Below are 14,477 nucleotides of genomic sequence, written 5' to 3' on the forward strand. Positions count from 1 at the left end.
GAATTATTAATGAAGAAAAATTGGTCTATCATCAGTCTGGTTTTAGTAGTTGCTGTATTGTTATCTGCGTGTTCTGAAGGAACTGCTGGAGCGAAAGATGCAGAAGTGGACGACGTGATAAAAATCGCTTGGTATCCAAATGAATCTGGATCAGATATGAAGTCTTCACGTGATGAAATTGGACGAGTAATTGAAGAAACTACTGGAAAAACAGTGGAACATCAGTTAACTACTGATTATGCAATTGCCATTGAAACATTAATAAATAACAACGCTGATCTTGCTTTCATGGGAGCACAAGGCTATATCGAAGCTAAAAATGGAAACGATGCTATTCAACCATTAGTTGTACCAACAGGTGAATCAGGTACATTAGATGATGCATTGTACCACAGCTGGTTAGCTGTAAATGTAGATGCACAAGAAGATTTTAAAGTAGACGGAGAATTTTCATTAGATACATTAGAACAAAAAAATATTTCATTCGTATCAAATAGTTCAACATCAGGGTTTGTGGTTCCAACATCATCCATTATTTCTCACTATGTAGAAAAATCAGGATTTGAAGATTTAGTAGCAGAAGACTTGATGGAAGGTGGCCCACTTTTCTCTCAAGTATTATTCGGTAACTCTCATCAAGGATCAGCTGTAAATCTTTTAAGCAATAATTCAGAGGTTGCAGCTTTCTGTGATACTTGTGTAGAAAACTACGTAGATGTAGCAGAAGGTGATGCAAACAAAGTAGGATCAATTTATAAAGTAAAAGACGATGCAGCAGAGCCTTTTAACACAGTAACTGGAAAAGAATTTATACTAATGTCTGTTACACCAGTATTAAACGCACCATTTGCAGCGAACCTAGAAGCTTTAGGCCAAGAGGATTATGACAAATTAAAAGAATTATTTACTTCTGATGAAATTGCAAACAATGAAAAAATCTTTGTTCCAGAGGATTCAGAAGAGGGTGGATTATTCTCTAAGTCAGGAAATGAAAGATTCGCTGAAGTAAAAGACGCTTGGTTTGACCCAATTCGTGAACTTTCAAAATAGTAAAGCATGCGTCCAAGATAAGAGTATGCATACAAATAAATGCATGCTCTTATTCATCAAATTAGCTAAAGGAGTTTAGATAGATGTCCTTACTTGAAGTGGAGAAATTAGGGAAGTCATATAATGCGGATACGAAAGTTCTTAACGATGTTAGCTTTGAAGTAGAAGCAGGAGAATTTGTTTCAATTATTGGACCCTCCGGGGCTGGCAAGTCAACCCTTTTACGCTGTATAAATCGAATGGTGGAAATCGACGAAGGCAAAGTAATTTTTGATGGCTATAACGTATGTAGTTTGAACAAAAAGGAACTGCGTAAAATGCGTACAAACATTGGCATGATTTTTCAACATTATAATCTTGTACCACGCTTATCTGTTATCGAGAACGTGTTACATGGTAGATTTGGATATAAAACAACCCTTCAAGGAATATTAGGGAAATATACAGAAGATGAAAAGGAACAGGCCTTTTACCTTTTAAAAAAACTAGGAATTGAAGAGCATGCTTACAAACGATGTGATCAGCTAAGTGGTGGTCAGCAGCAACGTGTAGGGATTGCTCGCGCGCTCATCCAAGAGCCGAAAATTGTTCTTTGTGATGAACCAATTGCTTCTCTTGATCCGAATGCTTCAAAAGTAATCATGGATTATTTAAAGTCAATTACGATGGAGCTTAATATTACATGCATAGTGAATTTGCATCAAGTGGAAATTGCTCGAAGCTATTCTGATCGTATTATTGGTCTAAGTAAAGGTGGCATCCTCTTTGATGGCCCAAGCTATAGATTATCTACAGACAGTACGGATCTAATTTATGGCACAAAAACGGTAGAAAAAAGACAGTTAGTTACTGTGTAAGGAGCAATCAAAGTGAATGAAAAAGTAATGCGAAACCAACGGAAATGGCAAACGATTATTTTTGCTGCGATTATAATCGTCCTGACATACTTATCATCAGATATTACGAACTTTAATATCATTCATGGAATTGCTACGTTACCAAATGCTTTTACTTGGATAGTCTCCAATCTCTTTATTACTCAAGAAACGCTAGAAAGACTGCCGAAAATACTGGAAAAATTAGCGGAAACAATTCTTATGTCTATAGCAGCTACCACTACTGCAACGGTTTTTTCCCTCTTTTTAGGATTAATGGGTTCTAAAACAACTGGAACTAATAATATGCTTGGTGCATTTGCTCGTTTTATCGCATCTGTAGCAAGAAATATTCCAGTCGTTGCTTGGGCATTAATATTGTTACTTTCCTTTGGTCAGAATTCAGTGACAGGGTACTTAGCTTTATTTGTTGGTTCGCTTGGCTTCTTAACAAGAGCATTTATTGAATCTATCGATGAAGCTAGCCAAAGCGCAGTGGAGGCCTTGAGAGCGACGGGAGCTACCTACTTTCAAATTGTCTACAAAGCTGTTATTCCCCAGTGTTTGCCTCAAATGATCAGTTGGCTTTTGTTTATGATTGAGACAAATATCCGAAGTGCCACACTAGTTGGTATCTTAACTGGTACGGGAATTGGATACTCATTTGACCTCTATTATAAAACCCTTAACTATCATGCGGTGGCGCTTGTTACGCTTAGTATCGTCATTTCCGTTATTGTGCTAGAACTAATTTCAAACCATATACGGAAGGTGATTCTATAATGGAAGCAACAACCACATCGATATACATCAGAAAAAAATCAAACGGTCGAATTTCGATAAAATCGGGTAACAAAGTAGAACGCGTGATGAAAGGGACAGTGCTTGTACTGATTGCACTAACAATCATAGCTTTTATTTCGTTTAACTATTCGGGCTTGGATTTAACAAAGGCAATTCCAGAAACAGCATATAATTTGAAAACGATGTTCCTCGAACCTGCTTTGAGTCATTTCACATGGGGAGAGGCTGTTTATCAAATCGGCATTACGCTCGGATTAGCATTTCTTTCGACGATTCTAGGAGCAGTGGTTGCCTTTTTCTTAGCATTGATGGCAGCAACAAATTTATCGAACAAATGGTTATCGAAGACAGTACGAATTCTAGTAGCCTTTGTGCGTGCAGTGCCAACTGTTCTATGGGTATTAATCTTTGCGATCGCAGCAGGGCTAGGAAGTGAAGCTGCCGTTCTTGGTATGCTGTTTCACTCTATTGCTTATTTAGTAAAAGCATTTTCAGAGGCTTTTGAAGAAGTAGATAAGGGGATATTGGAGGCACTTACTGCAACTGGTGCAAACTGGTGGCATATCGTATCCCATGCTGTCTTACCTTCGACTTTCACTTATTTACTATCTTGGACATTCCTACGATTTGAAATTAATTTCTCTGTAGCTGTCGCAATGGGAGCAGCAGCAGGTGCAGGTGGTATCGGATTCGAATTGTTCATGGCTTCTGGATTCTACTTTGATATGCGAGAGGTCGGATTAATTACCTACATGATCTTGATCCTTGCAATAGTCTTAGAATTAACATCTACTAGGTTAAAAAGACGTTATTTCCCTGCTACGTCAACTAAATAACACAAAAATCTCATGTTCGTTTCTCGCACAGAGTCACAAAAACCCCAAATAGTGGGCGCTTTAAAAAGTGCCTCTACTTGGGGTTTTATTGTTGTGCTTATTTTTATGGGTTAATCTTTAGAATCCTCTGTACGTTTTGGAACCAAATCGAATATTCGTTGGTCCTCAAATGCATCTATGACACGTTCAAGCCAGTTGTAGTAGTCTTTCATATACTTCAGCTTATCGATATCTATTTGAACTACTTCACGTAATTCCTCACTAAGGGCGGGGTCTTTCAAAAGTTCCTCAAGTTCAGCGAGTGATTTTTTAATTGCTACCGAATGCAGTGTGACTGATCTCTGCCATTTAATAGAAAACAGATCGATAAAGCTTTGATGCCAATCGTCTGTTACTTTATATAAATCTTTTCGAACTCCTTTTTTCCATGCACGCTCAACCAATTTTAGTTCGGACAGTGCTCGGACAGAAGTGCTCATGCTTGTTTTACTCATGCCTAATTTTTCTGTCATATCATCTAATGTTAATGGTTCATTTTGAAAAAACATTGTGCCGAATTGTCTACCTGCAGAAGGTACCAAACCGTATAAATGTATATTCTGGGCAATAGTTTCGATAATTCTTTCTCGTGCTTTATCTATTTTTTCATGGTCGTCCATATACGTTCCCTCCACTGAAATTAGCTTTGTTCACATAATCCAGCTAACTAAATTTAAATGTATTATATCTATACCCAAAAAGCAATTTTTTTAAATATTTTTTGAACAGTTTTTACCGTACAAACAATTAATATGGTTTGAACTGTTGAAATTTTATAGAGTTACATCTATAATAAATTGGGTTCGGGTTTTTCGGACGGTAAGGAGTGAAGATATGAGTGAGGAATACATAAATAAAAAAATAGTAGTAAAAGATGCTACTAAGATTTTTGGTAAAAGTAGCGGCCGTGCTATACAGATGCTGAAAGATGGCAAATCAAAAGGTGAAATTTTAAAAGCAACCGGTGCAACGGTTGGTGTGAAACAAGTATCCTTTGATGTCAATGAAGGTGAAATTTTCGTCATAATGGGTTTATCAGGCAGTGGTAAATCTACATTAGTTAGACTGCTTAATAGATTGATAGATCCAACAATGGGACAAATTTTACTGGACGGTAAGGATATTGTTCAGATGAATAAAGAACAGCTTCGTGAAGTAAGACGGAAGAAAATAGGAATGGTATTTCAAAACTTTGCCCTCTTCCCACATAAAACAATCGTGGAAAATACTGAGTATGGCTTAGAAATTCAAGGGGTTTCTAAGAAAGAACGTAACGAAAAAGCAATAGAATCATTAAGGCTTGTTGGTCTTGCAGGGTATGAGGATCAGTACCCGAAACAACTAAGTGGGGGTATGCAACAGCGTGTTGGACTTGCTAGAGCTCTAGCAAATAATCCAGATATATTACTTATGGATGAAGCGTTTAGTGCATTAGATCCGCTTATTCGAAAAGATATGCAAAATGAGTTACTTCAGCTTCATCACGATATGCAAAAAACGATTATTTTCATCACACATGATTTAGATGAGGCACTTCGTATTGGTGACCGGATAGCACTGATGAAAGATGGAGAAATTGTTCAAATAGGATCACCTGAAGAAATTCTGATGAGCCCATCCAACGAATACGTAGAACGATTTGTGGAAGACGTCGACTTATCAAAAGTACTAACTGCTGGTCATATCATGAAAAAGGCTGACACGGTAAAGGTTGATCGAGGTCCTCGTGTAGCACTTCGTCTAATGAAACATTTAGGTATTTCTTCTATATATGTAGTAGATAACGCAAATCGCTTATTAGGAGCTGTAACAGCACAGGATACTGTAGAAGCAATTGAATCAGAGAAGTCACTGAACGATGTGATTATTTCTGATCTTCCGATGGTCTCTCCAGATACGGTTCTCACAGAATTATTTGATGTAGTTTCAACAGCAAGCATTCCTGTTGCAGTTATTAATGAAGAACAAAAGCTACAAGGAATTATTATTCGCGGTGCCCTTATAGGTGCATTATCCGGTGATAATGAGTTTATAAACAAAGATGGAACGATGGATTCCACAGAACAACCTATGGAGGTGGTTTAAGATGGATGAACTATTACCTCGCCTACCTTTTGCCGATTGGATTGATACTGGTGTTGATTGGCTAGTAGATACATTTGGGACAGGCTTAGACGGATTCGCTAATGTACTAGAAGGAGTAGTAGAAGGCTCAGTAGATATATTGGATTTAGTTCCTTCTATATTACTTGCTTTCATCTTCGCTTTAATAGCAGGGATTATTTCTACGAGAAAGATTGCCTTCTTTTCATTGATAGGCCTTTTATTCATCGATTATTTAGGGTATTGGTACCCGATGCTTCAAATGTTAACGCTTGTATTGACTTCAGTCATCTTCGCTTTAGTGATAGGTATTCCTATAGGGATCCTTAGTTCACAAAAAGCAGGTGTTCGAAAGGTCGTAAATCCCATATTGGATTTAATGCAAACAATGCCAGCTTTCGTATATTTAATACCAGCGATCTTCTTTTTCAACATTGGGGTCGTACCCGGAGTTGTAGCATCAGTTATCTTCGCAATGCCTCCAACAATTCGTTTAACGATGTTAGGCATTCAGCAAGTGCCAAAGGATTTAATAGAAGCAACAGAAGCATTTGGTGCAACAACGTGGCAACGTTTGTTTAAAACACAAATCCCACTAGCTAAACCTACAATTATGGCTGGAGTGAACCAAAGTATTATGTTAGCACTATCCATGGTAGTAATCGCTTCGATGGTAGGTGCGCCAGGACTTGGTGAAGAGGTTTACCGGTCCGTTACTCAATTGAAAACAGGAGTTGGCGTAGAAACCGGACTATCTATAGTAATCGTAGCGATTATTTTGGATAGAATCACACAATACGCTGGATATAGAAAGAAAAAATTAGGGGGAAATACACTATGACATTAGCAAAAAAATTAACAGGTCTAGGAGCAGTTGCATTACTTTCACTTGGGTTAGCAGCATGTGGTGACACAGAAGAGAAAAATGATTCAAAATCTACAGACTCAGGTTCGAGTTCAGTAGGGGAGTCACTTGACTACAAAATTACTGGTATCGATCCTGGAGCTGGAATTATGGAAGCAACAGAACGTGCTATTACAGACTACGAATTAGATGAGTGGGATCTTGTAAGTGGTTCAAGTGCTGCAATGACAGCTTCTCTAAAGAAAGCATATGATGCTGAAGAGTCAATCGTTATAACTGGATGGACTCCTCACTGGAAATTTGCTGAATATGATTTGAAATATCTTGAAGATCCAAAAGGTTCATATGGTGGGGAAGAAGAAATTCACACAATTGGTCGTACTGGATTACAAGAAGACATGCCAGAAGCTCATCAAGTCCTTTCTAATTTCAACTGGACAGAGGATGATATGGGTGAAGTGATGATTGCTATCAAAGATGGCGAAAAACCAGAAGTAGCTGCGCAAACTTGGATAGATGCAAATCCTGAGAAAGTTGCCGCATGGACAGATGGTATTGAAAAAGTCGACGGTGACAAAATCAAACTAGCATATGTTGCATGGGATAGTGAAATTGCCAGCACAAACGTTATGAGCATCGTATTAACAGACCTTGGCTATGACGTAACTATGCTTCAAGTGGAAGCTGGTCCAATGTGGACAGCCATTGCCGACGGTAGTGCCGACGCATCTCTTGCTGGTTGGTTACCATTAACACATGCTACGTATGCAGAAAAATTCGAAGGTAAATTTGAAGACCTTGGTACAAGCATGACAGGTGTGAAAATTGGCTTAGTTGTACCGGCATATATGGACATTACGTCTATTGAAGATTTAAAAGAATAATCAACAAACGAACCCCCTAGAGCGAGTGAACTTGTTAATCAGTTTCCTACCTGCGATGTTGCTACCTGTTCTAGGTTCGCTAGGATTTGAAGGCACTACGTTTAGAGACTCTGATTTCGGTGTAGTAGGATTATCATTGGCTATATTATTAATCTTTTTAATTAATAATAGTTAGCCTTATATATCTACCTAAAATTTAAATTAAAAGTAATACAGCCATGGACGATAATATTCCATGGCTGTTTTGTCTGTGATATGGAGTAGCCATTAGTATAAGGTTCTAATCCTGTTTAAAATCTCATTTAATTGGTTAAATATTAGGCTATATTATATTCTGCATTCATTCAACAAAACCCCGTAGGAACGAATAATACTTGTTTCTACGGGGTTTTGTTTGTTTCTTGATTTACATGTACTACCTTTTCAATAACTTGGGATGTAAGTTTATTAGATTATCTGATAATAAAAGCCAGTCCTATAGAATACATTGTTTGAAAGGGAGATAGTTTAACAAATTTATTTGGGCGACTTCTCAATGTTTTACATGATAAAGGGGGACAATCATTGAAGAAGAATGTAGTTTTGACCATTATTACTTTTATTGTCATGAGTATTGTTGCAGGTTGTGGGTTTGGAGGAGGAAAGGTACTAGATCGTATGGAAAAATCGGAAGTGCTGAATGTTGCATTTGAGGGTACGTATCCACCATTTAACTACTTAGATGACAATGGTGAATTAACAGGTTTTGATGTAGATATTTCAAATGAAATTGCGAAAAGATTAGGCGTTAAAGCCAACTTTATAACATCAAAATGGGAAGGTTTGATAGGCGGATTAAAGGCAGATAAATTCGATATTATTATTGGACAGATGACTGTAACTGAGGAAAGGAAAAAAAGTGTAGATTTCACTGATCCATATGTTATTACAGGCTCGGTGTTAATCACTCGTGAGGAAACAAATGATATTAGTAAACTGGAAGATATTAAAGGTAAAAAAGTTGGTGTTGGTGGTGGAACTACCTTTGAAGAAATCGCTAACAGTGTGGAAGGTGCAGACGTTAAATTATATAAAGCATTTAGCGATTATCTAGAAGATCTTAAAAATGAAAGATTAGATGTCATTATTAATGACCAACTGTTAGTAAGCTATAACATCAAAGAAAATAATCTGCCGATAAAAGTTGCAAGTGATATTCTCAAAGTTGATGAAATCGGAATGGCAGTTAATAAAGGTAACGAAGACTTTGTTGAGAAGGTAAATGAGGCTTTAAGTGAGATGAAAGAGGACGGAACTTATAAAGAAATTTACAAAAAGTGGTTTGGATCAGATCCTGTTGAAAAGTAGAGCAAATAGTATAGACATAGAGTAGGGAGGGAAAAACGTGCATGTAGTTGTTTTAGGTACCGGGATGATTGGAACCACGGTCGTAAGTGAACTTGCTAAATTTACTGAAATAGACTTAATCACAGCTGTGGATGTGAGACATGAAAGCATTGATAAGTGTTTAGAAATCTCCAATAGTCCAAAAGTTATTGGGAAAGTTGCTTCATTAGAAACAAAAGAAGATATAGCTGATGTGTTGAATGGTATCGATGTGGTGGTCGCTTGTCTTCCTCATTCTTTAAGTCTGGTTGCTATAAAAGCGGCGATAGAATCCAAATGTCATTTGGTAGATTTAGTAGGGTCTATGTTCAAAGAAAAAGTAGAATTACATGAAGCAGCTAGGGATGCAGGTGTAATTATCGTTCCAGGCTGTGGAGTAGCTCCTGGAATAACGAACTTTTTGGCAGCTCAAGGAATTGAGATGCTAGAAGAAGCAGAAGAAGCGATTATGATTTGTGGGGGAATTCCGAGACATCCAGTACCCCCATTGTGGTATCAAGTCGTTTTTCGACTAGAAAGTGTGCTGGGTCTTTATACAAAACCAGCTATTGCAGTTGAAAATGGGGAGCTTGTAGAATTAGCTCCTTTATCAGGATTAGAAAAGATGACATTTCCTCAGCCTGTAGGTAACTGTGAAGCTGTTATTACAGATGCGCATAGCACTGCTTATATTCTAAAAGATAGAGTGAAAAACCTATACGAAAAAACTGTTAGGTACCCTGGACATTGGGGCAAGATGAATGTTTTAGGAGAACTAGGGTTTCTCGATAATAATCCTGTTACAGTAGCAGGAGCTACAATAACGCCGCGAGCATTTGCAGAACGAATTTTGGCACCTAAAATGCTTGGTGCATCCCATGAAGATGTAACAGTGCTTAGAGTAGAAGTTAGTGGAATAAAGGATGGTATATCAACCAAATTTACATGGGAAATGGTTGATTTATACGATCATGAACGAAAAATCACGTCTATGGCTAAAACTACGGCCATTCCTGCAGCAATCATGGCGAAATGGATTGCTTGTAAAAAAGTTATAGAGACAGGTGTTGTACCGATAGAGAGCTTAATCGTTAATGAAAGGTTCCAACCATTCATGGAGGAGTTAAACAATCTAGGAGTTCAAATTGATTTTAAAGAAGAAATTATACTATAAGTGGAGTATCAACCTGTAATTCGTCGGAAAGGAGGTTGATGTATGGATGTTACGATAATTATTGATTCATTGCCATCCTTACTTAAGGCAACTCTAATGACTATATTATTGGCTGCGATATCTATTGTAATTGCTCTCGTTATTGGATTTTTCGCTGCGATTGTAAGAATAATAAAATTAAGAATATTAAACGAAATTGCGACAGCGTATGTTTCGATTATTCGTGGAACTCCTCTTCTTGTTCAGATTTTTGTTATTTACTACGGTTTACCGCAGATCGGTATTTCTCTAGACCCGATATCTTCAGGTGTAGTGGCGTTAAGCTTAAATGCTGGTGCTTACTTATCCGAATCCTTTCGGGCATCTATACTTGCTGTGGACAATGGTCAAATGGAAGCATCACTATCAATGGGAATGACGTATTCACAAGCACTTAGGAGAATTATTCTCCCGCAGAGTCTTCGAATAGCTATTCCCACCTTATCAAACACATTTATTGTACTTATCAAAGATACCTCCCTTGTTTCCGTTATAACCGTAACCGAATTACTGCAAATGTCGAGTTTAATCATTGCAAAAACATTTGAACCACTCACAATCTATTTACTAGCAGCGGCTATTTATTGGATTTTAATAACGTTCTTCACAACCATTTTAGATAAATTAGAAGTTCGTACATCAAAATACTTGGTTCGATAAAGTGTAACATTTTAAATACGAATGATAGGAGATGTCCATGAGTATCATTCAAATTAATAATTTGAAAAAAAGCTTTGGAACGAATGAGGTATTACAAGGCATTGATTTAACGATTGCTAAAAGTGAAGTGGTTGTAGTTATGGGACCAAGCGGCTCTGGGAAATCAACCCTATTACGCTGTTTGAATTTCTTAGAAGAGCCAACGGAAGGTAATATTCGTATTGGTGACTTCCAAGTAGATTCAGGTAGCAAAGCCAATCGTAAACGAAAAAAAGAAATAAGAGAACTAAGGAAGAGAACCGGGTTCGTATTTCAATCGTTCAATTTATTTCCCCATAAAACTGCCATTGAAAATGTTATGGAAGGACCAATAATAATACATGGAACCAAAATAGAAGAAGCTAGAATATTAGCGAAGGCACTTCTTACAAAAGTTGGCCTTGGAGACAGATGTGATTACTACCCTGCTCAGTTGTCAGGCGGACAGCAGCAAAGAGTAGCGATTGCACGGTCGTTAGCATTAAATCCAATGGTGATGCTCTATGATGAGCCTACTTCTGCATTAGATCCAGAGCTGGTGAAAGAAGTTTTACAGGTTATAAAAGATTTAGCGCGAGAAGGAATGACGATGATCATCGTGACACATGAAATGAGTTTTGCAAAAGATGTTGCGGATCGAGTCATTTTTATGGATAAAGGAGTAATAGTGGAACAAGGAACATCGGAAGAAATCTTCCTTAACCCAAAAGAAGAGAGAACCAGACAATTCTTGTCGATAGTAGAATAAAAAACATTGAAGCAGGAGTAGAAAACCGTAACTTTTTCTACACCTGCTTTAATTTAAGAGTTTATTTAACTCATATATCTGCGATCTTTTTAAAATCGTTTCCGGTTGGATTCTGGAAAACTTGAATTCCAAACTCAGGTGCTACGGCAAGTAGGTGATCAAAAATATCGGCTTGAACCGTTTCATACACAGCCCATTGTGTATCATTGGTAAATGCATATATTTCTAGTGGTAACCCGTTCTCGGTTGGAGCTAACTGTCTAACCATTAAGGTCATTTCCTGATTGATACCAGGATGATGACGAAGATAGTTGCTAATATACGCTCTAAATACACCGATGTTCGTAAGAGCCCTTCCATTCACACGATTGCTGTGATTAATTTTGTTTCTTAAATTGAATTCTGCAATTTCACTTTCTCTATTGGTTATATATTCCGAAAGATAGTGGATACTTTTAAAGTTATTAATCATTTCTTCCGTACAAAATGAAATACTGTTCTTATCAATAAATAATGAACGCTTGATCCGTCGTCCTCCAGAGTTTTGCATCCCTCGCCAATTTATAAAAGAATCGGATATTAGGGCATAACTTGGAATCATCGTAATCGTTTTATCAAAGTTTTGTACCTTTACTGTGTTTAGGGAGATATCAATAATGTCTCCGTCTGCCCCATACTTAGGCATTTCAATCCAGTCACCAACCTGAACCATATCATTGGTCGACAACTGAATCCCCGCAACAAGGCCCAATAACGAATCTTTAAAAACCAACATGAATACGGCAGAGAGAGCACCAATTCCACTTAGAAGAATAATTGGGCTCTGCCCTATCATGTTCGCAATCAGCAGGATGACCCCAAGCGTTATGATAACAATTTTAACGACCTGAATATATCCTTTAATAGGCTTGATCCTAGATACTTGATAGGTTTGATAAATATCATTCATAGCATTTAAAGCGCTACTAATAATTACTAGCCCCATAATTATTAAATATGCAATTGCAATCTTTTGGATTAAATCTTCAAAGGATTCTGGAAAGACGGAAGCAAGGTAGTAAATAATAATTGCTGGGACTATATGTGATAGCTTATGAAAAACCTTTCTTTCTAAAAGCATATCATCCCATCTGAATTTAGTTTTTTTCACGACATTAGAGATTAACCTGATTACTACCTTTTTAGTGATAAAATTGGCCACAATACAGATAAGTATTATAAAAAGAAATATAATAATATAAGAAAGATACCCGGCTAAGGTAAAATCCATGTCAAATTTTAAAAGTAGGTTACGAATGTAATTACGAATGTAATCCATATATTTTTATTTCACCTCATTGGACGTATTATTGTTGGTATCAGTAAGCCACTTATATTTGCAATAAGTGAAACGAGATAATTACCATTGTATCAGAAAAAATTAATCTTCACTTTCTTCGACACTTCTTGAGTTAAATTGAGCAATTTAGAAGGGATCACAAGGTAGAGGAAATTCATTGATCCCGTAAACTGAGTTTATAACTTTAAATCGTTTTTTTTATGAAAATTGTCGATTTCCCGGGAAATATTTCGAATCATGTCTCAACGCTTTCCTTCGACATATCAAAAAGTAGGAACTTTTAAATTTCACATGCAATTTAATTCATTATTTTATGAAAAGAAACTCTCCATTTAGAGAATGTTCAAACTGATATTTAAAAAATAAAACAACTTTGGTAATAAATTTGATGACTACTATATTTAAAGTGAGAAGTAGTCCGAATAATTATCAACATAATACACATCCTATTCCTGTATTTAGGAGGTGAATTTATGACTAATCAAGGAAATAATCAAAATCAAAGAAATAACAATAGTGTCGCAAAGAGCATCAAAAACACAGCAGGCTCTGCATTTGAAACAGCGCATAATGCTTTAGAGGCTACAGAAAATATAGCAATGAACACTGTTGATGCAACTGAAAACGCTACTAAGAAATTAACAGGGAATAATAAAAACAATCGTTAAAAAAGAAATGTGCAATTCTTTTACTTGAAGAATGTTGAGATAAAAACGCCCACTGGGCGTTTTTTTATTTTTTTTATTCAATGAGCTACTTTGCATTAGACCGTGAACTTATGAAAGAAGGTCTTTAAGTAATGATTAAAATCATCATGGATGCAGTATTAACTGGTTTAAGGGGTATATAAGGAATGCCATCTGCCATTACTCCAACAATTCCTTGTTTCTACTGCTAGTTATAAGCTAGTGCTTCAACAAATGGAAAGCGCTCTAGATTCCCTCCGAACAAAGGTTGTGTATTTAAAAAACAACATTTATTTATTATTTTCCAAAACAGCTTTCAATCAGATTGGGTGAAAAAAAGAATTAGTCTAGTTATATTGTTTCACTAGTAGAAAAGAAATAACAGGGGTGGAATACTTTATGAATAGAGATAGGGATGTTATGAAATCGAAAGGACGTTACTATAGCTAATTACTCGTGAAAACTTCAGTTATTAATTATTAAGTAATGCTAAAGCATTGTAGTTTTCTCTATACATTTTACTGGTGATACAATATGCTACCATTAGTAAAGGGTATCAGATACTCACGCATGGAGGATTCAAATGATTGAAGTAATAACGGTAGTAAATATGTTAGTGGAAGTAAAAAATACGAAAGATTATGAAAAAAAAGTAGAAAAAATTTTGCGGTCAAAGACTCGATCGATTCAACATATAGAGACTATTAGTATGTCTGAACCAAATGAAAAATTGATTGTAAGTGCTTTGGTGAAGTATAGAGTGCTAATAGAAGAAAGAATGGACAACAAGTTTTTAGATGATTATGTGGGTTTCGTTCTCCCGATGTTTTATAATCGTTTTAAAGCGATGCCAGTAAGCAATCAAATTTATAAAATTTCGAGAATCAAAAAAGAATATGGTGCCCGGCGTTAATATTTGTTTGGCACGTAGGAAATCTAAACAGACATTTTAACACTTAAAATAGACTTGT

At 36.5% G+C, this 14,477-nt stretch carries 15 protein-coding genes and 1 pseudogene; 14 read left to right on the forward strand and 2 right to left on the reverse strand.

Going from position 1 to position 14,477, the window contains the following annotated elements; translation table 11 throughout:
• Nucleotides 1-9 precede the first annotated feature (9 nt).
• The 4 genes from ACIQX2_RS05620 (at nucleotide 10) to phnE (ACIQX2_RS05635) (ending at nucleotide 3,565) form a co-directional block, all read left to right on the forward strand.
• Entirely contained in the window at nucleotides 10-1,050 is a 1,041-nt protein-coding gene (locus ACIQX2_RS05620; protein ID WP_402847672.1) for a PhnD/SsuA/transferrin family substrate-binding protein, read from the forward strand.
• 83 nt (nucleotides 1,051-1,133) lie between these two features.
• Nucleotides 1,134-1,907: a phosphonate ABC transporter ATP-binding protein gene (gene phnC, locus ACIQX2_RS05625; RefSeq protein ID WP_402847673.1), complete on the forward strand. Its 774-nt coding sequence runs from the start codon at nucleotides 1,134-1,136 to the stop codon at nucleotides 1,905-1,907.
• A 12-nt stretch (nucleotides 1,908-1,919) separates the two neighbouring features.
• A complete protein-coding gene (gene phnE, locus ACIQX2_RS05630; protein WP_402847674.1) occupies nucleotides 1,920-2,708 on the forward strand; it encodes a phosphonate ABC transporter, permease protein PhnE in 789 nt (262 codons plus the stop codon).
• Nucleotides 2,708-3,565: a phosphonate ABC transporter, permease protein PhnE gene (gene phnE / locus ACIQX2_RS05635; RefSeq protein ID WP_402847675.1), complete on the forward strand. Its 858-nt coding sequence runs from the start codon at nucleotides 2,708-2,710 to the stop codon at nucleotides 3,563-3,565. Before phnE (ACIQX2_RS05630) ends, phnE (ACIQX2_RS05635) begins: the two co-directional genes overlap by 1 nt.
• Nucleotides 3,566-3,675: 110 nt before the next feature.
• Here the strand turns inward: phnE (ACIQX2_RS05635) and ACIQX2_RS05640 are convergent, their stop codons facing one another.
• Complete coding sequence (locus tag ACIQX2_RS05640) at nucleotides 3,676-4,224, reverse strand: GbsR/MarR family transcriptional regulator (protein WP_402847676.1); 549 nt, start codon at nucleotides 4,222-4,224, stop codon at nucleotides 3,676-3,678.
• A gap of 214 nt (nucleotides 4,225-4,438) precedes the next feature.
• Between ACIQX2_RS05640 and ACIQX2_RS05645 the strand changes: the two genes are divergently transcribed.
• The 8 genes and pseudogenes from ACIQX2_RS05645 (at nucleotide 4,439) to ACIQX2_RS05680 (ending at nucleotide 11,481) form a co-directional block, all read left to right on the forward strand.
• Entirely contained in the window at nucleotides 4,439-5,689 is a 1,251-nt protein-coding gene (locus tag ACIQX2_RS05645; protein ID WP_402847677.1) for a quaternary amine ABC transporter ATP-binding protein, read from the forward strand.
• A gap of 1 nt (nucleotide 5,690) precedes the next feature.
• Nucleotides 5,691-6,548 (forward strand): ABC transporter permease, encoded by an 858-nt coding sequence (locus tag ACIQX2_RS05650; protein WP_402847678.1) that lies wholly within the window; start codon nucleotides 5,691-5,693, stop codon nucleotides 6,546-6,548.
• Nucleotides 6,545-7,456 (forward strand): glycine betaine ABC transporter substrate-binding protein, encoded by a 912-nt coding sequence (locus ACIQX2_RS05655; protein ID WP_402847679.1) that lies wholly within the window; start codon nucleotides 6,545-6,547, stop codon nucleotides 7,454-7,456. Before ACIQX2_RS05650 ends, ACIQX2_RS05655 begins: the two co-directional genes overlap by 4 nt.
• A gap of 31 nt (nucleotides 7,457-7,487) precedes the next feature.
• Nucleotides 7,488-7,621, forward strand: a pseudogene (locus ACIQX2_RS05660) (PTS ascorbate transporter subunit IIC); the annotation flags it as partial.
• Nucleotides 7,622-8,020: 399 nt separating this feature from the next.
• On the forward strand, nucleotides 8,021-8,803 hold the full coding sequence (locus ACIQX2_RS05665) for a transporter substrate-binding domain-containing protein (RefSeq protein WP_402847680.1): 783 nt from the start codon (nucleotides 8,021-8,023) through the stop codon (nucleotides 8,801-8,803).
• Between the two features lie 37 nt (nucleotides 8,804-8,840).
• A complete protein-coding gene (locus ACIQX2_RS05670; RefSeq protein WP_402847681.1) occupies nucleotides 8,841-9,995 on the forward strand; it encodes a saccharopine dehydrogenase family protein in 1,155 nt (384 codons plus the stop codon).
• Nucleotides 9,996-10,037: 42 nt separating this feature from the next.
• Nucleotides 10,038-10,694: an amino acid ABC transporter permease gene (locus tag ACIQX2_RS05675; protein ID WP_093061932.1), complete on the forward strand. Its 657-nt coding sequence runs from the start codon at nucleotides 10,038-10,040 to the stop codon at nucleotides 10,692-10,694.
• A 37-nt stretch (nucleotides 10,695-10,731) separates the two neighbouring features.
• On the forward strand, nucleotides 10,732-11,481 hold the full coding sequence (locus tag ACIQX2_RS05680) for an amino acid ABC transporter ATP-binding protein (protein ID WP_402847682.1): 750 nt from the start codon (nucleotides 10,732-10,734) through the stop codon (nucleotides 11,479-11,481).
• A gap of 70 nt (nucleotides 11,482-11,551) precedes the next feature.
• Here ACIQX2_RS05680 and ACIQX2_RS05685 read toward each other — a convergent pair whose 3' ends face one another.
• Nucleotides 11,552-12,799 carry a mechanosensitive ion channel family protein gene (locus tag ACIQX2_RS05685; protein WP_402847683.1) on the reverse strand — a complete coding sequence of 416 codons (1,248 nt, stop codon included), beginning with the start codon at nucleotides 12,797-12,799 and terminating at the stop codon, nucleotides 11,552-11,554.
• A gap of 494 nt (nucleotides 12,800-13,293) precedes the next feature.
• On the opposite strand from ACIQX2_RS05685, the gene ACIQX2_RS05690 reads away from it, so the two are divergent.
• Nucleotides 13,294-13,488 (forward strand): hypothetical protein, encoded by a 195-nt coding sequence (locus tag ACIQX2_RS05690; RefSeq protein ID WP_402847684.1) that lies wholly within the window; start codon nucleotides 13,294-13,296, stop codon nucleotides 13,486-13,488.
• A 601-nt stretch (nucleotides 13,489-14,089) separates the two neighbouring features.
• Nucleotides 14,090-14,419 (forward strand): hypothetical protein, encoded by a 330-nt coding sequence (locus ACIQX2_RS05695; RefSeq protein WP_402847685.1) that lies wholly within the window; start codon nucleotides 14,090-14,092, stop codon nucleotides 14,417-14,419.
• Nucleotides 14,420-14,477: the final 58 nt, after the last annotated feature.

The sequence above is a fragment of the Psychrobacillus sp. NPDC096623 genome, assembly GCF_044762655.1.
GTDB lineage: Bacteria > Bacillota > Bacilli > Bacillales_A > Planococcaceae > Psychrobacillus.